This is a genomic window from Sphingobium sp. ZW T5_29 (assembly GCF_044987515.1).
Lineage (GTDB): Bacteria > Pseudomonadota > Alphaproteobacteria > Sphingomonadales > Sphingomonadaceae > Sphingobium.
In genome coordinates, this window is sequence record NZ_JBJDRM010000019.1 from 1 (window position 1) to 19081 (window position 19081).

General features: G+C 60.4%; 20 protein-coding genes and 1 tRNA gene. 5 read left to right on the forward strand and 16 right to left on the reverse strand.

Annotated elements, in window-relative coordinates; all coding sequences use genetic code 11:
* The 3 genes from ACI3KQ_RS14815 to ACI3KQ_RS14825 form a co-directional block, all read right to left on the reverse strand.
* A partial coding sequence (locus ACI3KQ_RS14815; RefSeq protein ID WP_404958930.1) for an acetyl/propionyl/methylcrotonyl-CoA carboxylase subunit alpha occupies positions 1–1600 on the reverse strand: 1600 nt, incomplete at its 3' end.
* 2 nt (positions 1601–1602) lie between these two features.
* Positions 1603–3204: a carboxyl transferase domain-containing protein gene (locus tag ACI3KQ_RS14820; RefSeq protein WP_404958931.1), complete on the reverse strand. Its 1602-nt coding sequence runs from the start codon at positions 3202–3204 to the stop codon at positions 1603–1605.
* A complete protein-coding gene (locus ACI3KQ_RS14825) occupies positions 3201–4352 on the reverse strand; it encodes an acyl-CoA dehydrogenase family protein (protein WP_404958933.1) in 1152 nt (383 codons plus the stop codon). The genes ACI3KQ_RS14820 and ACI3KQ_RS14825 overlap by 4 nt, the downstream gene beginning before the upstream one ends.
* Before the next feature lie 90 nt (positions 4353–4442).
* Here ACI3KQ_RS14825 and ACI3KQ_RS14830 point away from each other — a divergent pair, with 90 nt between their 5' ends.
* The 4 genes from ACI3KQ_RS14830 to ACI3KQ_RS14845 all read left to right on the forward strand — a co-directional run bounded on the left by ACI3KQ_RS14830 (position 4443) and on the right by ACI3KQ_RS14845 (position 7963).
* Positions 4443–5315: a LysR family transcriptional regulator gene (locus ACI3KQ_RS14830; protein ID WP_404958935.1), complete on the forward strand. Its 873-nt coding sequence runs from the start codon at positions 4443–4445 to the stop codon at positions 5313–5315.
* Positions 5312–6172, forward strand: a complete 861-nt coding sequence (locus ACI3KQ_RS14835) for a hypothetical protein (protein ID WP_404958937.1) — start codon at positions 5312–5314, stop codon at positions 6170–6172. The genes ACI3KQ_RS14830 and ACI3KQ_RS14835 overlap by 4 nt, the downstream gene beginning before the upstream one ends.
* A 31-nt stretch (positions 6173–6203) precedes the next feature.
* Positions 6204–6278: transfer RNA gene (locus tag ACI3KQ_RS14840), tRNA-Thr, on the forward strand.
* Positions 6279–6370: 92 nt separating this feature from the next.
* Positions 6371–7963 carry a DUF6538 domain-containing protein gene (locus ACI3KQ_RS14845; protein WP_404958939.1) on the forward strand — a complete coding sequence of 531 codons (1593 nt, stop codon included), beginning with the start codon at positions 6371–6373 and terminating at the stop codon, positions 7961–7963.
* On the opposite strand, the gene ACI3KQ_RS14850 is transcribed toward ACI3KQ_RS14845, so the two are convergent.
* The 13 genes from ACI3KQ_RS14850 to ACI3KQ_RS14910 all read right to left on the reverse strand — a co-directional run bounded on the left by ACI3KQ_RS14850 (position 7960) and on the right by ACI3KQ_RS14910 (position 18469).
* Positions 7960–8832: an HNH endonuclease gene (locus ACI3KQ_RS14850; protein WP_404958941.1), complete on the reverse strand. Its 873-nt coding sequence runs from the start codon at positions 8830–8832 to the stop codon at positions 7960–7962. The two genes, ACI3KQ_RS14845 and ACI3KQ_RS14850, sit on opposite strands and share 4 nt — an antisense overlap.
* Positions 8833–8995: 163 nt before the next feature.
* Positions 8996–9796, reverse strand: coding sequence for a hypothetical protein (locus ACI3KQ_RS14855; protein ID WP_404958943.1), 801 nt, complete (start codon positions 9794–9796; stop codon positions 8996–8998).
* On the reverse strand, positions 9793–10275 hold the full coding sequence (locus tag ACI3KQ_RS14860; protein ID WP_404958945.1) for a hypothetical protein: 483 nt from the start codon (positions 10273–10275) through the stop codon (positions 9793–9795). Before ACI3KQ_RS14860 ends, ACI3KQ_RS14855 begins: the two co-directional genes overlap by 4 nt.
* On the reverse strand, positions 10275–10766 hold the full coding sequence (locus tag ACI3KQ_RS14865; RefSeq protein WP_404958947.1) for a hypothetical protein: 492 nt from the start codon (positions 10764–10766) through the stop codon (positions 10275–10277). Before ACI3KQ_RS14865 ends, ACI3KQ_RS14860 begins: the two co-directional genes overlap by 1 nt.
* Entirely contained in the window at positions 10759–11139 is a 381-nt protein-coding gene (locus ACI3KQ_RS14870) for a hypothetical protein (RefSeq protein WP_404958949.1), read from the reverse strand. Before ACI3KQ_RS14870 ends, ACI3KQ_RS14865 begins: the two co-directional genes overlap by 8 nt.
* A gap of 93 nt (positions 11140–11232) precedes the next feature.
* Positions 11233–13734 (reverse strand): hypothetical protein, encoded by a 2502-nt coding sequence (locus ACI3KQ_RS14875; protein WP_404958951.1) that lies wholly within the window; start codon positions 13732–13734, stop codon positions 11233–11235.
* Positions 13735–13952: 218 nt separating this feature from the next.
* Positions 13953–14516: a hypothetical protein gene (locus tag ACI3KQ_RS14880; protein ID WP_404958953.1), complete on the reverse strand. Its 564-nt coding sequence runs from the start codon at positions 14514–14516 to the stop codon at positions 13953–13955.
* Between the two features lie 30 nt (positions 14517–14546).
* Positions 14547–15542 carry a tyrosine-type recombinase/integrase gene (locus tag ACI3KQ_RS14885; protein ID WP_404958955.1) on the reverse strand — a complete coding sequence of 332 codons (996 nt, stop codon included), beginning with the start codon at positions 15540–15542 and terminating at the stop codon, positions 14547–14549.
* Positions 15521–15697, reverse strand: a complete 177-nt coding sequence (locus ACI3KQ_RS14890; protein ID WP_404958957.1) for a helix-turn-helix domain-containing protein — start codon at positions 15695–15697, stop codon at positions 15521–15523. The genes ACI3KQ_RS14885 and ACI3KQ_RS14890 overlap by 22 nt, the downstream gene beginning before the upstream one ends.
* Positions 15694–15918 carry a hypothetical protein gene (locus ACI3KQ_RS14895; protein ID WP_404958959.1) on the reverse strand — a complete coding sequence of 75 codons (225 nt, stop codon included), beginning with the start codon at positions 15916–15918 and terminating at the stop codon, positions 15694–15696. The genes ACI3KQ_RS14890 and ACI3KQ_RS14895 overlap by 4 nt, the downstream gene beginning before the upstream one ends.
* A gap of 242 nt (positions 15919–16160) precedes the next feature.
* A complete protein-coding gene (locus ACI3KQ_RS14900) occupies positions 16161–16970 on the reverse strand; it encodes a hypothetical protein (RefSeq protein ID WP_404958961.1) in 810 nt (269 codons plus the stop codon).
* A gap of 193 nt (positions 16971–17163) precedes the next feature.
* Entirely contained in the window at positions 17164–17433 is a 270-nt protein-coding gene (locus ACI3KQ_RS14905; RefSeq protein WP_404958963.1) for a hypothetical protein, read from the reverse strand.
* A gap of 331 nt (positions 17434–17764) precedes the next feature.
* On the reverse strand, positions 17765–18469 hold the full coding sequence (locus ACI3KQ_RS14910) for a recombinase family protein (RefSeq protein WP_404958965.1): 705 nt from the start codon (positions 18467–18469) through the stop codon (positions 17765–17767).
* Positions 18470–18649: 180 nt separating this feature from the next.
* On the opposite strand from ACI3KQ_RS14910, the gene ACI3KQ_RS14915 reads away from it, so the two are divergent.
* On the forward strand, positions 18650–18991 hold the full coding sequence (locus tag ACI3KQ_RS14915; protein WP_404958967.1) for a hypothetical protein: 342 nt from the start codon (positions 18650–18652) through the stop codon (positions 18989–18991).
* The last annotated feature ends 90 nt before the right edge of the window (positions 18992–19081 follow it).

The window sequence follows — 19081 nt, forward strand, 5'->3', positions numbered from 1 at the left end:
CGCCCAGCCCGCCCGCGCGCCAGGGCGTAAGTTGCCAGCTCTGCCCGCCTTCCCCGACGATGATGCTGCGTGCAGCTTTGCCATCCTCCGAAGCCGCCAGCGCGACGTTCACCGGCGTCCCGTCCAGCAGGAACCAGCCATCCCGGCGCGGCGACGCATTCAGACGGAAACCAGCCATCGGCCCCGGCGCTGCGACCTTTGACGCCGCGGCCTCAAGCACGGCATCGGAAGGCAAGGCAGGCGGCAACAGCGCCTCACCCTCCCGCCCGATCAACCCCGTATCCAGCCGGGCCTGCACGAAATCGGGGTGGCGCAAAGCCTTCACCAGAAAACCAGCGTTGGTCTTGAGCGGCCAGATCACGGTCTGGTCCAGCGTCTCCGCCAGACCCAGCCGCGCCGTGTCGCGATCCGGCCCCCAGGCGATCAGCTTGGCGATCATCGGGTCGTAGAAGGGCGATATCTCAGCCCCCTCTTCCACGCCCGTATCCGTCCGATAGGATGGCCCGACATCAAAACGGTCGAGCCTGCCGATCGACGGCAGAAAACCCTTAGCAGGGTCCTCGGCATACAGCCGCGCTTCCATCGCCCAACCACTGATCGACAGTTCATCCTGCGCCTTGGGCAAAGGCTCGCCCGACGCCACCCGCAACTGCCATTCAACCAGATCCTGCCCGGTGATTTCCTCCGTCACCGGATGCTCGACCTGCAGGCGCGTGTTCATTTCCATGAACCAGATGCGATCGGCCCGCAGTCCTTCGGACCCATCGGCGATGAACTCGATCGTCCCTGCGCCGATATAATCGACCGCCTTGGCCGCGCGCACGGCCGCCTGGCAAATCGCCTCCCGCGTCTGATCGTCCATGCCCGGCGCGGGCGCTTCCTCGATCACTTTCTGATGCCGCCGCTGAAGCGAGCAGTCGCGTTCGAACAGGTGGACGACATTCCCGTACCTGTCGCCGAACACTTGCACCTCAATATGGCGCGGGTTCGTGACCCATTTTTCCAGCAGCACCTGATCATTGCCGAACGAAGACGCCGCCTCGCGCTGGCAGGACAGTAGCGCGTCGGCGAACTCCGCCGCGCTATCGACCTTGCGCATTCCCTTGCCGCCACCGCCAGCGACCGCCTTGATCAGCACGGGATAGCCAATCGCGGCCGCCTCGGCTTTCAGTCTGTCGGGACTCTGATCCTCCCCCAGATAGCCGGGCGTCGTCGGCACGCCCGCCTCGCTCATCAACTTCTTTGCTGCATCCTTGAGGCCCATGGCCGTGATGCTGGCGGGATTGGGTCCGACCCAGATCAATCCGGCGTCTATCACCGCCTGCGCGAACTCGGCATTTTCCGACAGGAAGCCATAGCCCGGATGAACCGCCTCTGCACCCGTCTTCCGTGCCGCTTCGATAATGCGGTCGCCCAGCAGATAGCTTTCGCGCACTGACGACGGCCCAATATGCACGGCCTCGTCAGCAAAGCGGACATGCAGCGCATGGGCGTCCGCATCCGAATAGACCGCAATGGTGCGGATACCCAAGCGCCGCGCAGTGCGGATGATACGGCACGCGATTTCGCCGCGATTGGCGATGAGGAGGGACTGGATCATGGTCACATCCGAAACAGGCCGAAAGACGGGCGCTTGTCGACGGGGGCGTTCAACGTCGCTGCAAAGGCAAGGCCCAGCACATCGCGGGTCTGCGCGGGATCGATCACACCATCATCCCACAGGCGTGCGGTCGCATGATAGGGATTGCCCTCATCCTCATATTTCTGGCGGATCGGCGCCTTGAAGGCTTCCGCCTCCTCCGCCGTCCATTTCCCCGCATCCCGATGCACCGTCGCCAGCACGCTCGCCGCCTGCTCGCCGCCCATCACCGATATTCGACTATTGGGCCAACTGAACAGGAAGCGCGGACCATAAGCTCTGCCGCACATGCCATAATTGCCCGCGCCAAAGCTGCCGCCGATCAGCACGGTGATCTTGGGAACGCTGGCCGTCGCGACCGCTGTCACCAGCTTTGCTCCATTCTTTGCAATACCTTCTGCCTCATATTTACCACCGACCATGAAGCCGGAGATATTCTGCAGGAACAGCAGCGGTGTGCGCCGCTGGCAGGCCAGTTCAATGAAGTGTGCGCCTTTGACCGCGCTCTCGCTGAACAGCACCCCATTATTGGCAAGGATCGCCACCGGCATCCCCCAGATATGTGCGAAGCCGCACACCAGCGTCGTCCCATACAGCGCCTTGAACTCATGAAACTCACTACCATCGACGATCCGGGCGATCACTTCGCGCACATCATAGGGCGCGCGGACATCCTGCGGCACGATGCCATAAAGTTCCTGCGGATCATATTTGGGCGGCACAGGCTCGCGCATATTGATCTCGATCGCCGGTGCTGGCTGAAGCGTCGACACAATGTCCCGCACGATGCTCAGCGCATGCTCGTCATTCTCCGCGACATGATCCACCACGCCGGACTTGCGCCCGTGCAGGTCACCGCCGCCCAGATCCTCGGCGCTGATGACCTCACCCGTCGCCGCCTGCACCAGCGGCGGCCCGGCCAGGAAGATCGTCCCCTGGTTGCGCACGATCACCGTCTCGTCCGACATGGCGGGCACATAAGCCCCGCCAGCGGTGCAACTGCCCATGACACAGGCGATCTGCGGAATGCCGCGCGCGGACATTTGCGCCTGATTGTAGAAGATGCGCCCGAAATGCTCGCGGTCGGGGAATACTTCCGCCTGGTTGGGCAGGTTCGCACCGCCGCTATCGACCAGATAGATGCAGGGAAGCCGGTTTTCGAGCGCGATCTCCTGCGCCCGCAGATGCTTTTTGACGGTAAGGGGGTAATAGGTGCCCCCCTTCACCGTGGCGTCGTTGCAGACGATCATCACCTGCCGCCCTTCGACACGGCCGATGCCCGCTATGATGCCCGCGCCCGGCACCTCGCCATGATACATGCCATTGGCGGTGAGCTGGCCGATCTCCAGAAACGGACTGCCCGCATCCAGCAGCCGCTCGACCCGTTCGCGGGGCAGCAGCTTGCCGCGCCCGACATGCTTCTCCCGCGCCTTGACGGGTCCACCCGCCGCCGCCGTGGCGACCTTCGCCTGCAACTCTTCCACCAACGCACGGTTATGCGCGGCATTGGTGAGAAAAGCGTCCGTCCCCGGCGACAGCTTCGTGTCGAGCGCTGGCCCGCTCATGCGCCGATCAGCTCCCGGCCGATCAGCATGCGGCGAATCTCATTGGTTCCAGCGCCGATGTCCAGCAGCTTGGCGTCCCGCATATAGCGTTCCACCGGCCAGTCCTTGGTATAGCCCGCACCGCCCAACGCCTGCACCGCCTCCAGCGACACCCGCACCGCATTCTCGCTCGCCAGCAATATCGCGCCCGCCGCATCGAACCGCGTCGTTCTGCCCGCATCACACGCCCGCGCCACCGCATAGACATAGGCACGCGCGGAATTGAGCGCGACATACATGTCCGCCACCTTCGCCTGCATCAACTGGAACGCGCCGATCGGCTTGCCGAACTGACGGCGCTCTTGGACATAGGGCAGCACCGTGTCGAGGCACGCCTGCATGATGCCCAGCTGAATGCCCGCCAGCACCGTGCGCTCATAATCCAGACCCGACATCAGTACGCCCGCCCCGCCATTCAGCGGACCCATGACATTCTCTTCCGGGACCTCGCAATCCTCAAACACCAGTTCCGCAGTTGGTGAACCACGCATGCCGACCTTGTCGATCTTCTGCCCGATAGAGAAACCCTTGAAGCCCTTCTCGATCAGGAAGGTCGTTATCCCCTTCGACCCTTCACCGGTCCTGGCATAGACAACCAGCGTATCAGCATAGGGTGCGTTGGTGATCCAGAATTTGGTGCCGTTCAATATGTAGCGGCCGCCTTTCTTCTCCGCCTTCAGCTTCATCGAAATGACATCGGATCCCGCGCCTGCTTCCGACATGGCCAGGCTGCCGACATGCTCGCCAGAAATCAGGTTGGGCAGATAGCGCGCCTTCTGCTCCGCATTGGCCCAGCGGCGAATCTGGTTGACGCACAGGTTCGAATGCGCACCATAGCTCAGCCCGATCGATCCAGAAGCCCGCGCCACTTCCTCCTGCGCGACCACATGCTCCAGATAGCCAAGCCCCAGGCCGCCATCCTCTTGGCCCACCGTAATGCCGTGCAGGCCCAGCGCGCCCATGGCGGGCCACAGTTCCTCGCGCGGAAACCAGTCCTCCGCATCGATCCGCGCGGCAAGCGGCGCGATCTGCTCCATGGCAAAGCGGCGGGTCGTTGCCTGGATCATCTGGGCATTGTCGCCCAGCGCGAAATCGAAGTCGGGCGTCATGGCCTCTCCTGAATATATTTCCGCCCTTCTAACATGTGGCCCGGTCCTCGGAAAATTGACCGCACGCTAATCATATCATAGATACCATCTATGATTGAACGCTACCTCATCCACTATTTTCTGGCAGTGGTAGATCACGGCAACTTCTCTCGCGCGGCGCAGCAATGCGGCGTGTCACAGCCCACCTTGTCCGTTGGCGTAGCCAAGCTGGAAGCGCAGATCGGGCATGTACTTTTCCATCGCACCAATCGCCGGGTGGAACTGACCCCAGCAGGCTCTCGCTTCGCTACCCATGCCCGACGCATAGAGGGGGAATTCGCCCGCGCTCAGCAAGCGATGACGGAAAGCGACAGCAGCAAGCTGATCCGCCTTGGCGTCGTTTCGACATTGCCATCCAGCTGGATCGAACATGCCACGCGCGAAGCCTGCCGCGCGGAGGGTGAAAAGCTGGAAATCGTCGAAGGGCGCATGCGCGAATTGCTACCCCGCCTGGAACGCGGTCGGATTGACGTGATCATCGGCGTTCTGGACCACGATTCGCGCGGACAAGAAGCCTTGTTCGAGGAAGGCTACGCCCTTGCCATGTCCGCCGCCCACCCCCTTGCCCATCGCAAAAGGCTGGAAGCGGAAGAGGTCGCCGGGATGGACATGATCGTCCGCCGTAATTGCGAGGCGCTTCCCGCGGTCAGCCGTTTCTTCACCCAACGCGGCGTCCGCCCATTCTTTGCCGCTCGCACCGTCAACGACGACCGCGCCATTGCCTTCATTCGCGCTGGCCTCGGCATCACCGTCATGCCCCGCTGCTTCGCACAGGCCGGGGTCGCCATGCCCGCGCTATCCGGTTTTGAACAGCGCCGCAAAATCGGCAAGCTGGTCCACCCCGCAACCGCAGCACGCGTAGACGGCAGCGAATCCCTCCACCGCTTTTGCGCCGCCATTCGCGCCATGGCGGCGACATCATGACTCCACGTTTCACCCGATATGCGGCAATCGACTGGTCAGGCGCCAAAGGATCGCGACACAGGGGCATAGCGGTTGCGCTGTGCGAGAACGGCGATGGCGTGCCGCACCTTATCCATCCGCCCGGTGGACGCATCTGGTCACGCACCGGAATCCTCCAATGGATGTTAAAGACCGCCGCCGAAGCGCCCACGCTGTTCGGCTTCGATTTCAGCTTCGCACCCCCGTTCCTGACGCGCGGGTCCTACATGCCCGGCGACGACGTGCCCATGAACGCACCTCCGTTCTGGGCCTATGTCGATAGCATTTGCGACGACGCAGACCTGGGGGCCGCAAGCCTGCTGGAACAAACCCACCGGCGTCACTTCTACTTCGGCAAGGCGGACGGCGTGAAGGCCGACTTCATGCACAATCGTGCCTGTGAAGCGCTTTACAAGGCGGGCGGCGGCGGAAAACCCTCCACCGTCTATGACGCCATCGGCGCTGCTCAAGTCGCAAAGGCCAGCTTTGCGGGCATGCGAATGCTGCATCATGTCCGGCCCCACATCCCCGTCTGGCCCTTCGATCCTCCTGCGCAATCGGAATCGCTGATTGTCGAAATCTACACCAGCATCGCGGCAAGGGCAGCGGGCAGGCCCAAGGGGCGAACGAAAATGCGCGACCTTGCCGCATTGAACGACGCCCTCCTGGCGCTTGGTTCATCCCCGCATGAAGGATCATCGCCGGACGATCATGGCGCGGACGCCTTGGTCACCGCCGCCTGGCTGCGCAACGCTGCTCATAATCCCCTCCTTTGGACACCCCCCGCCCTGACCCATCAGATTGCTGCAACGGAGGGCTGGACGTTCGGCGTCTTCTGATAGTAAAGGCGCTCGCGTCCGTTATGGACATGCCGGCTTAGCACAGTGGTAGTGCAGCGGTTTTGTAAACCGAAGGTCGGGGGTTCAAATCCCTCAGCCGGCACCAGCCTTCTCCAGCCGATTGAAAAGGCTGGAAACCATTGGAAAACAGCCACATTTTACAGGCGACTGTTACAAATGTAACAGGAGGCGCAAGCCATGTGTACGTACTTAGATCAGGTCGGCAGCACCTATTATTTCCGCAGGGTCGTCCCCGTGGAATTGCGCCCGTTCATCCGTACAGCGAGCGGTAAGCCCCGCTCAGAATGGAAAATCTCACTGGGGACGAAGGACCGGGCGGAAGCCAAGCGGCTCATCCCGGATCATGCGAAGGCAACTGAGGCGCTGCTAGACGATGCTCGTAAGGCATTTGCAGAAAGCCAGCCGGAAAACCCGATACAGATTGCCCAGCGACGCAGTGATGCGGCCCGGAAGCGGCGGCTTGAGGAACATGACGAGACCCAGCGGGAAGCACGACAGGCCGAGGATGCCGAGACGGCACGGGCGGATGATGCTCGATTAGAGCGGATCGACGCGCAACAGGCTCATGCTGACCATCTGGCCTATGTTGTGCGAACGGGGAACACTGCCCGGATGGAACCAGAGAAGGCCGTAGCTGTCCGTGCCGTGCGGGAAGCCCAAGAGGATGCCGCGCTTTATGAGGAACGCTGGCGCATCGCGGAATCAAGATTGCGCGCTCTGGGAGCCGCTGGGGACTTACAGGACGCGAAAGCGGCCCTCCCCCTACCCGACATGCCAAAATCCCCTGCCGACTCTCAGCGGACTCCGCAAGCCGCTTCTGCGGCGGTCACTGTGACGGGCCTGTATAAGGAATACGCCACCACCAGACTTTCCCCGGCTGTCGCCAAGGAAGGTACGACGAAAGTTGACCTGTTCGTTGCCTTTCTAGGCCACGACGACGCGGCACGGGTGACGACCGACGATATACACCGCTGGAAAAATCATGTGCGGGATGAGGTTCTACCGGGCGGCAAGCGGCGGTCGGCCCAAACGGTGAACTCCGGGTATCTCTCCCCACTCCGCTCCGCGTTCAAGCATGGCTTAGACGAGCGATTGATCGCTCAAAACCCAACCCGCGATGTGGCCAGAGTTTCGCAGGTGAAGGCCCCTAAGCTGAGGGACAAGGATTTCACACGGGACGAACAGCGGACCATTCTCACCACAGCCAGCAAAATAGATACAAGCGGCGACGGTGGACGGCAGGCTCTAGTCCGCCGCTGGGTACCATGGATTTGCGCCTATACGGGTGCCCGCGTGAACGAAATAACCCAGCTACGCGCTGAGGATGTCCAGCAGATAGATGGGCACTGGGTTATTAAGATCACCCCGGAGGCGGGGCGGGTGAAGACGAACGAGGTTCGCTACGTCCCCGTCCATGAGCATCTGTTGGAGCAAGGATTTCTCACCATCGTGAAGACGCAAAAGGCAGGTCCGATCTTCTACGACCCTGAGCGCGGTAATCCCGAGAGCGAACGCGGCCAGTATAAGAAAGCGGGAGAGCGGCTAGCCCAGTGGGTCCGAAGCCTTGGTGTCACCGATCCCAGCATCAAGCCCAATCATGCTTGGCGGCATACGTTCAAGACCATTGCCAATGAAGTGGGCGTGAGTGAGCGGGCGGCGGATTACATGCAGGGCCATGCCTCCAAGGGCGTTGGTCGCAGCTATGGACGCGCAACCATCAAGGCCCTTGTGGATCAAATGTCGCTAATACCGCGCTTTGAGGCGACCTAGGCGGCTGAGTCCGCCTCGTCTTCCCAAGGTGGGTCAAATAGGTCGTCTTCCTCAGTTGGTAAGGGAACCTCACGCCGGTATCTCACGCGATCGGTCCCTTGCCCGTGAATCGTCTCCAGGTGCAGCGCAGGAACTCGGGCGCTGATTCGGCCCAACTCATCCTCGTCACCAAAGAAGCCAACGATTCTGTAGCTTTCGTTCCATTCGACCGCGAATGACCATAACAATTCAGATGGATGCTTCTTGATCGCCAGCCTAAAGTAACCATCAGCGGTCACGGCGTGAACACGACCATCCCAATTTCCTGTCTCGGTCATGAAGAAACGGAGTTGAGCGTTGCCCCAGTCTGCCCGCCTAACTGGCGGAAGCGGCATAAAGCTCCCCCTCCAAAAGCGCCCGTTAATCTCTCCATCTTGGATGGTAATCCAATAGAAAAAGGCCATGACCTGCATGCGAGCAAGTTCTATGATTCTAGCCTCATCAACCTGAGGAGACGAAGTAAGGTTGAATTTAAGCTCAACCCCAGCAAAGGGCCGCATTGTAATCGTAAGGTTTTCTTGACTGTTAGCGACCGGCTTACCGCTCCGACGGCTGATGCTATTGAGTGCCTTACGCGCCGCCTCGGTATGTAGCCGAACGTCATCCCGCGCATGAGCGCCGCTAACATCGGGGTGCATTGAGATAGCGGAAATGTCGTCCTCTAACGCCGCCTTCCGGCTGTTGCACGGTTCGCAGGCCCATACGATCAAATTCCAATGCTGGTGCAGCGAACCTCGCGGAACGAACCGCCGTCCGATCACATGCTCCTTGGTCCGATTTTGGCGCGTGAGTTGCGTCCCGCAGTAAGGGCAGGTTTCGTTCTGGAGCACGATGGCCCTGTTTGGCGGCGGTCGCATCATCTGGCTGCACATGCATCAGTCCTACCGAACAAGGCCCCCACCATCTATCCCTCAATTCAATGTCTAACGCCCGGACTGCGTACATCCACGCAAAGCCCTCCCTACAGCGTGAGGCCATAGGGGCGGCAGGCGATTAGCCCGTAAACTGTGCGCCCGCCTTTTCCAGCGTGGGGCCGTGGCCGGGTGCGACGGATTGATGGGCAATCGGCTGGAACGAGGTGGACCGCCCAGCCCGTCCCGCCCATTGATCCGATTTCGCGCCGTGCCGAGCGGATGAGTAGCTGATGCCGGTTTGGTCGCGGGCAATCCCCGCAGTAGCAGCCGGGGCCGCAGGGGCCGCAATCCGGCGCGATGAATAGCTGATACCCTGCTGATCCCGGACAATACCGTTCTGCCCGCTGGGGACCGGCTGAGGAGCTTCGGGAGCCGCAGGCGGGCGGAACTGCTGCGGAGCCTCCTGCGGTGCTGGCGTGACCCCCGGCGCGGGAGACTGGAGCGCAGCAATCTGCTCAGGCATCGGATCATAGCCGAGTGCGGCGGCAATCCCCGTTCCGTTGTCGATTTCCGCCTGGGTGATCTCGCCGTCCTTCAAAGCAAGGGCAACACCATCACGCGCCATCGTCGGGTACAGCGCCTCAATGGCGGTTTCGTCCCCAGTCTCGTTATAGTTGGTCATCGCGGCATCATACTGAGCAAGGGTTGCTTCGTCGCTGTTGCTCACGAGTCGTGCGATCTTGCCAATCGTGCCCTGCAAGTCGGCGGGCAAGGTCGAGACATAGTTGTTGAGAGCGCGGGAATATGCCGTGAGGGGCGGCACACCTGCTGCGATGTCGGCTTCCGCAGCAGCGTGGGCTACATCAGGATCGTAGCCCGCCGCACTGATGCAGGTGAGCACCGCGTCAAAGGTAGTGAGTTGTTTGCCGGTGGCGTTCATTGATTTTCCCGTTTGTTTGAGGTGTCGGTCCCGGTCTGAGGGCCGCTATATTTATTGATGAAGGCTGGGGTGGAGGTGAGGCGGAGATACGCCTGTTTGGCGTCCATCCACGGGCAACCCACCCTCTCCCAGTCCGCAAGCGTCTCCGCTGCCACTAGTTTGGCTTCGCGTTGGCAATCTGGTGACAGGCCGTCGAGTACGGGAGTTGCACGGCTGGCTTCTTCGCCTTTCCAGCAAGGCCAACCGAGGTGATAACGGTCATGCTCCTGCGCCATGTGAACGGCAGCCAGAGTAACGCGCCGGGGATTGCTCAAGCCAGCGGAAGGTTCGCCCTTCATCAGCCATATGGTGATGGCGCTCCATCGGGCCTCAGCAACGGCGGCATCGCCAAAGTCCCGGCCAAATTCCCGTAGCTCAGCTAGGGTGCGCGGGAATATAGTTGGGGCGGTATTGCGACCGTCCCCGTTGATCGCTGCCATCAGGCTTTGAGGTAGCCGCGACGGAGGCCAGCGAAGTAGCTGCCAAGGGCGGCATCAACATTGCTGGGGGCAAGCGCCATGATGCTGGCCGGGATTTTGTCCGGGTGGCGCTGCGCAATCCAAGCCAACACATTAGGCTCTAGCGCGGTGAACCCCGGACGGGAGACGGGCTGCGGGACCGTTGCGTGTACGTCCATGTCGTAGGCATCGCGGGTGTAGCTGATATGAAACTGGCTGCTGAGAACGCTGGAGGATTTGCTGCCGGGGGTTTCCGTGATGCGTAGATCGCGCAGGCCAGCAAAGCGGGCCTCCTCAGCGGCCTTGGCCTTCTCAGCATCTGCCTTGTCGTGGGCAGCCTTGGCCTTGTCGTGTTCGGCGGTCAGGCGGGTAACGCGGTCTGCCGCGCCCGAGAGACGTTGAAAGAGGGCAAGGTCCGCCTGCGCGTCCGCAAGCTGGATTTCGAGTTCGGCAAGTGAGGTGGTGTCAGTCATTGGATTTCCTTGATTGGATTGGAGGCAGCCATGATTGCGGCTGGGTTTGATAGGTGAGGTTGGCCGGGTGCGCCCGCTCATGGCGGCTGCGGTAGGCGGCAACGAAGTCCCGGTTGGCGGCCCCGGCTTGCGCGTTCTCCTGCGCCCATGAGGGGAGCGGGATGCCAAGGGCATTGAGGGCGCCCCGCAGAACGCCCCGGCGATAAGCCTTGCGGACGATATAGTAGCGGGCGCGGTCCCCTACGCTGCCGTCATCGTCTAGGGTGTCGCAGATGATCTTAAGGACCCGGACGCGGGCGCGATCAGCGCGGAGATAGCGCGCAAGCATGGTGTCCGCCCCGAGTGCATCGGGGTTGAATGGCAGGTCTATCATGTTTCCTTGGAGGTAATGGGAGCCGTAGCCCGTGGTAGGCGGCAACCTCTCGGGAACGCGAACAGCATTGCTGGCTGTCGCGTCCCTTGTTCGTTAATGTTTGTTTCGTCGGGCGGCGCGCTTTCTGGCGCTCGCGTTCACGCGGTTGGAAATTCCCGTTGCCACGTGAGTTACGCCATCCACTACGGCACCGCCCACGGCGGCAGCGGCGGCGACCCCCTCTTCGAGGATGTCAACACGAGGACCGGGCCTAGCATCCCGTGCAGCCACACGCGCCTTGTTATCGGCTATCACCTTGCGGAGAGTTGCGCTGGTTATAGGTGCTTTGGCGGGAACCTTGGCTATCTTCCCAGCGATGTGTTTCTGAGTGGCATCCCACAATTCTTGCCAAGATATGAAGGCCGATGACGGCTGAGCCGCGTCGTCAACCGTGCTCTGGACAAACAGCATGGGCTTCCCGCTGTCGTCCAGCATCCGCTCAACCTGTACTTCATCGCCATACGCGCCGGGACCGTTGACGCCTGCGTACCCGCTCCCGCCATCGTGTATGACCGCCGCCCTGAGCTTCTTGTCCACCAGCCCCATTACCACAGCGTCTGCATCCTCTGTCTTCAAGTGCAGAAGTTCCCGCAGTGGCTTTGTGTTGGGCTTGTTCTGGATCACAAGTGCGCCGTACCGCTCAAGCCGCCCGTTCTTTTCAGCCTGCTCTACCGCCTGTGCCGTAAGGATTTTCCCGGACAAATTGGTATTCTGCGAAGCAATCGCTACTTGGCTACTGAGGACGGCGGCATAGACGCGCTTGGAATGAGCATTAAGCCCGTACCGTTTGGCGAAGATCGGGGTGTTGGTGAAGGCCCACTTCCAAGGCTCCTCGCTGCTGATCGCGGAGTTGATGGAAGCTTCCGCTTCCTTACGCTGAGCCGGGGCAATCGCAGCTTCCGTAAACCGGGCCGGGTTTTTGAAGGCCCGCTGGTATGCGAGGTTCGGCCCAAGGCTGGTTTGCAGGTTGTCGAAGGCCAAGAGCATCGGGTGAGTTGGCCCATAGAAGGCAGCAGCAGCAGCGGGGTTGCCTTTATACATCTGCTTCCATTCTTCGTATGCCATCTTGGTAGCATCGGTATACTGGTCGCCTAAGCTCTGGCGCAGCTTGTGCTGCATGGCGTCGGATACCAGCTTGGGGACGTAGCCACCCACGCGGTAGTTGCGGATGAGCGGGACGAAGTTGCCCGCGTTGTAATCCTTCTGCGACAGTAACTCGTAATCCGCAGACGTACCGATCTTGGACGCGATGGCGACCTTGATGTCTCCGGTGCCGTACATGGCCCCGATCTGCGCCGTGGTCTTGGCTTCCTCAGCTTCCCGCTCAGCGGTCTGGTGCGCTTGCGCGTCCTCCCGGTCTTCGACCTGCCAGCGGCGGCTTTCAGCCCGATCAAAGGCAGCCTTGGTGGCAGCGAGGGTGGATTTGACTGTGCCATCCACTTCTTTCCAGTCGAACATATCAAGGTCGAAACCCGTCTTGCGGCGCACGGTCTGGTTGATCGCTTCCATGGCTTCCGACATTTCCACGGCGGTAGCCCGCCTGAAAGTGCCGCTGGCATCCTTGAAGCCGATGGACTCCATCACCCTGAGTTTCTGCATGGCGGCGACTAGCTCAGGTTCCTGCATGGCTGCCCCGGCTGCCCGGTTCCCGTATTTCGCAATCTGATCTTCGAGCTTTTGCCGGTCATCCTCGTCCAGTACATCGCCGAAACCCCGGCTCATCATCATCTGGACGGCATAGCCATTGCCCTTCTGAGCGGCACCCCTGACGAAATCATAGATCGCGCCCTTGTACGTGGCCTCGTCCATGTCCGCAGGTTTGACGCCTGCTGCGCCGAAATTGTCGGCAAGCTGGGACAAGGCCGAACTCTCCCCATCGGACGGGTCCGTCAGGGACGCAAGGTTCACGGCCCCCGCCTGCAACAGGTCGGATTGGCTGCCGAGGTTCCCCAGCCAGCGCGATTTGGTTTCGGTCTGCTGCCAGACATAGCGGCGCTTGGTATGCGTCTCCACCAGCGGGCCAAGGTTCTCGAACACAGCAGCCTGCGTCGCCTGATCGGTGAAGCGGTCCCCTGTGGTGAGTGCCTCCATTTTGTCAGCCAGGACTTTCGAAAAGTCATCAGGCTTCATCTGCTGGAAGGTGTCCATGTCGGCCATAATCTCGTTGCCGAAATCGGCCACCGCCTTGTTGGCACCGTAGAAGATCGCGCCTGCCTCATAGGAGGTAGGGCCGAAAATCTTGGAGAAGCCGCCGTTGCTGGCCCGGATTTCCTCTCCGGCCTTAGCCCCCATTTGGGCAATTGCGCCCTTGAGATAGCCCTCCTGCTGGCGGCGCTGGATGTGCGGCTCCATGATCGCTCCGAAGAACTCCCCAAGCTCGTCCCCGATAGGGCCGGGGGTGGTGATGTCCCCACCAACCACCCCGCCTTGAGACTCCCCGCCGACAACCCGCGCCCCTGCCGACGCACCAGAGAAGCTGGCACGGGATTGGACAGGGGCAGCGGTAGCAGACGCAAAGGTCTGCCGCCCGCCTTGGCGGGTTTCGTAACCGGCCATCAGTGCTGAGCCTCGCTGTATGTCTTGCAGGTAGCGGCCAGCGCCATCATGATGGAGGTAACAGCGGCCCCGCTCAGGCGGGCAATTTCGTTTACCTGTTGCTCGTTAGGTTTCCCCGATTGGGCCTCATAGGCGAGCGAGAGAGCGCCGAGCGCAGTACGTAGGGATGCAATGTCAGGCCCGCCCATAGTTTGGGGCAGGCGGTTCGAAGTCTTCAATTATTTTCCTTTGATGTTGTGAATATGCGCGGTGCTGCTGGCAGCCGTGCCGTTCCTTATGCTGTTCTTCACGTAGCGTTCTATGCTGCGGATCATGGGCACAGTCAGGCATGGGCAGCCCGCCCCCTTCCATGCCGCCAGCGTTTCCGAAGCTATAGCCGTGGCTTCGCGTTGGACTTCCGGTTTCAGGCCGTGAATTGCGGGCTGCGTAAACGGTATGCCGTCCGCGTTGGGGAAGCCCAGCCGTACCCTGTCCACCTCCCGGATGAACTCCACCACGGAAATGGACAAGCTGGCCGGATTGGGAAGGTCGGTATCCTGCGGCAAGTCCGCAAGCCAGTTTGCGATGGCGCTCCACTGGGCCTCTGCCTTGGCGGCAGCAGCATAGCGTCCGCATGAGGCATCCAAGGTTTCCAGCGAGACGGGCTTGGAGGGTTTGCGGACATACAAAGGGCCGGGTTGCTTCACCGGCTGGAACATGGCCCTTCCACGGTCCCGCGATGGAGCGATGCCCCGCAGCCTACGCAAGGATGCGCCGCCATATAAATCGGTCTTAAAGCTCATGGGAAATCCAACTGTAAGGTTATCGTGGCGTCACCACGTAAGCGCGCCCGCCGCTTGGCGGAGGTGGTCCGGGTGGTATCGGGCGTATATGCTGGTGGTCGTGTGGACGTTGCTATGCCCAAGGAAGCTGGCAATCTCAGCCATCGGTACGCGGGCCTCAGCCATCCACACCGCAGCGGAGTGCCGGAACATGTGGGGATGCACCTTTATGCCGGTACGATCAGCGGCGGCAGCGATGCCCTTCTTGATGTCACGAAGGCGGTCCCCACGGAACTCGACCACGTACTCAGTCGTCGCCCCTGCCTTGGCTTCCCGTAATGCCTCCATGGCGCGGTCGTTGAGTGCGACCAGCGCCCGCTTCTTATGGGATTGGACGCGCCCTGCCGCATTGAGGTTCAACTGGCAGCGGTCGAAGTCCACTTGATCCCACTTGGCTTCCAGAAGGGCGCTCTTGCGGGCACCCGTGGTCACGCCAAGGATTGAGAACAGCTTTACGTGCGGCGATGCGCAGCCAGCTAGGAAATCCCGGAACTCTGCTTTTGTCAGGTGGCCGACATCAGACGGCGGAATACCCGGTACGATGACCTTAGGCGCATTGTCCTTCCCGCACATCCAGTGAAGGGCTGTGCGTATCAGGCTCAATTCGTTGCGCATGGTGTTGATGCTTTTGGCCCGCCATTGCTGATAGGATGCGCTTAGCCCCTCATCGACAACGGCAACGGGGATAGCGGCCCAAAATCCTTGGGCTGCCTTCCACGCTTCTCGTTTCCGCTTCTCGTCCCCCTGCCCGCCAAGGCTATCAAGGTACAGGCCGACGCAGACGCCAACGGTATCAGCAGCGGCCTTGTCCTTGTCCCGGTCGGCATACACCTGTCGGGCCTTGGCCTCTGCTGTTGGCTGATCCTGAGTATCAAGGCTGTACCGCCTGCGGCCCTGCGGTTCCCACCATGTCACACAGTAGGACCATTGCGAGGAGCCATCTGCCCGCTTGCGGGTCAGCCTGCCTAATTTGAAGGGTCGCGACATTCGTATGCCTCCACATCAGCAGCCTTGATGCGCCAAAGTTTCCCGCCCAGCTTGAAGCCCGGCAACTCCCCGCGTTCCAGCAAGCTGTAAACGAAGGTGGTGCTGGTTCCCCAGCGGGCTGCAAGGTCCGCAACCGTGTAGATCGGCGCGCTCATGCTTGGGCTGCCGTGATGCCGAGCTTGCTGCTCAGCATGTCGCAAACATAGTCCAGCACGGCGTCAACGGTGGAGTGTCCCGGCTGCTTACCGTGGCGAAGATCAGCCACCAGTGCCCCATCGTTGCTGACAGCATTCCCGAACACGACAGGACATGTGCCAGTGAGGCGCAGATAGTCCTCAATGACAGTGAGGAAACTTGAATGGTTTAGATCGGTCATGATTGCCCCGCTTGTTAAGTAGGGCTTCCGAGTGCGAGCACTGACGCTTGATGTAAACTGACAAAGTTTCGTTTAAGTACAGATTTGATGTACCTGCGCTGTTTTTGCCACCGATTTCACCGTTATCTATAAGTAACCTACACATTCAACTAGGCTTATACCTTTGTAAGACCATTTACGTACCTTACAAATAAGCCACAAATCTATTGAACTGTTGCCATAAACGCACCCTATACGACTGGCTAAAGCGTAAGGGGGTCCGTGTCGGGATCATGCGTGTAGGTCGTGGATTGCGGCTGGGCTGCCACTAAGGCGGCGACCCGCTCTTTGAATGATGGCTCTGCCTGGGCGTCCACTACCTTGTCGGATTGTGGAGAAACGCTACCGACCTCCAATTCTGACGACTGGAGAATACCCGCGCTCGGTAACAAACCTCCAATTTCGACCGCAGCGAGCGGGTCAAAATCGGGACTATCGGCCTCCGGTAACAAACCTCCTATATCTACGATAGAAGATATATCCGAGAAGTTCCCCTCCCCTGTACAGCCACCCGCAACCAAACCGGCCCGTCTGACAAATTCCTCTAGGGCGTCCAGCCTCAGCCAGACGCGGGAACCGTCCACGGGCACAATTATGCTGTCATGGGCATGATGCTTCATGATGGCGAAGGCTGCGCGCCCGCTGAGAAGCTGATTATCAGTCCGGGTGCCGATGCCGCCGAATGATCGGGAACCCGCCTGAGCCACAGCCTGAGCCGCCTTGGCAGCCCGCCTGACATCCGACATGCTGTTGATCCCTGCCATATCCAGCGGGATGCCACGGGCGGTAAACGCCTCATGGATTTTGGCCTTCGTTCTCTTGCTGATCGGCTTGGAGAAATGATTGGCGGGATTGAACCGTGAAGTGCCAAACCGCTCATTGAGTGCCTGGACATCATCGCCGTTGGTGGAGGCTACCGCTTTCTCATCTGCCAGCCAGCGGACAGCCAAGGTTGCAAGGTAGTCATCGTATCCGGCTGGTTTGGCTTGATATGCCACAGTGGAGGACTTCACCTGAATAGCCTTAGCCTCAGGGTATCTCTCTTTGTAGCGGGTAACGCCGATGCTACCGGATGCTTGGCTGACACCCCATAGTTTCTTGGTATGGTGCCGTACCCTGTCCGCTAAGTGCGGCATGTTCGCTAGTAGCTGGTCGTCGCTAGTCTGATCATCGGTACTGACAGCATGGGAGGGTAAGCCGTCTATATCAGGGAGCATTGACCGGGATACGTGCGGCGGCTTCCTGACTTTTCCTTACGGTCATCTGATGCAGGGTTTCGGGATTGTCCTTACGGAAGTCGTCCATCACCCGCTTGCCGAATGGTCGGCCTGCTGGCCTCCGTTCAAGGTAATCGGGAAAAGGTATGTCGAGTGCTTCAAGCACGAACCTAGCCCCGGCTATTATCCGTCGGTCCGAGTTGGTCAGGTAGTTGGCAATAGCAGGATGTTGAAGCCTGTCAGTATCGATAAGGTTCATGATTGGTATCCGGTTGGTATCAATGTGTGAATAGTCCCGTGGTGAACATATTGAGCAGTGCAACAAATAGATGGGCCTCCCGCTTACGCATATGCGAGCGCACCTCACCTCGGAATGACCCAGCACGGCCACCACTGGCCCGCAGGCAAGCAGCATGGACAAATCGCGGCATGACACGCGGGCTGGCTGGATCAATCGGAAGTGAGACGCACGGGCTGGCCGCTCCAATCAACCTGCCGGGACCGATGGAACCAACATGAGAAAACCGGAGGGACTGGCGCGGCCAAGGTAGTCGGCAGGGATGCAAATCTACCCCTTGTGCGTGATGGTACTAAATAGGGACAGGACCTGCCGCAGCAGCGTCCTCTAACCGGCCCATCACCCGATGAAGGCTGGTGAGGTGCCATTTGCCGCCCGTGGGCGACGGCACACCGCGCTCGTTCATTGTCTCCACGATCTTCCGCATGGACATGCCAGAGGCCCGCATTTCCAAAAGCTCAGGAGCGACCGTGGAGGCCCGCTGGAGGGCATCAGCCTTGTTCTGCCCCGCCAGCACCTTCCCGTGTTTCCCAAGCTCTGTACCGCGCTCCTTTGACGCCTTTAGAGCCGCCTTGGTCCGCTGTGAGATAAGCCCAGCCTCCAACTCTGCAACAGCAGCCATCTGTGTCAGGATGAATTTGCCCATCGGCCCAGCGACCTGCGGCATATCAGCGAAGGCTACGTCCGCGCCGCTTTCGATCAGCGTAAGCAGGAACTTGGTATTGCGCGCCAAGCGGTCCAGCTTCGCCACCACCACAGTTGCCCGCTCCTTCTTCGCTGCGACCAGCGCGGCGGCAAGCTGAGGGCGCTTAGCCAGGGCGTTTGCCCCCTTCCCCGTTTCCACCTCCAGATACTCATGGATGACGGCCATACCGTTTGAGGCGGCGAAGCGACCAACCGCCTCTCGCTGAGCTTCGAGGCCCAAGCCGCTGCGGCCCTGCTTGTCGGTCGATACACGTAGGTAGGCGATGGCCTTGGCATTATTTCGGTCGTTCAAACCCGCCTCCTGTTCACAGTCATACGAACGTATATGTGTGAACAGGTAGCGTTGGCAAGCCAACTTTTAGCGGATTTCTGCGGGTTACAGCCTACCCCCACGGGGGGAAACTCGCTCACACTTGGTCGGAGTTGCCGCCTCGTATAAGCTCATCAAAATTAGGCCGTAAGGGGTGCTGAATTGAAAAGGATACATGTTGCCGGGTGGCTTTTGATCGGAGCATCGGCATTAGGAAGCTGCGCGAGCGCCCCTGACAACGTCTATACGCTGTACCGCAATTCGCCGTTCGACCGGACAATGCGGGTTCATTGGGGCACGTTCGATGCGGCTGAGAGCGGCGGATATAACCTGAACAACTGCCTAATGGCGGCACGAGTTCTAAACGCAAATGTTGATGCCAACGCAGCCAAGGAGCAAAAGGAGCGTGATGCTGCGGCAGGCTTCTGGTGTGAGCCAGGCAGGTACAACGAGAAGGGCAGCGTCCCCTATAGTTTCCCTGCGGCATTTCCCACCGATGTTTAAGATGGGTGATGATAGGGCAAGACCATGCGTAACATTTTAATCTTGGGACTGCTGGGGTGCCTCATATGGGTCGCAACAGCGATTATCAGG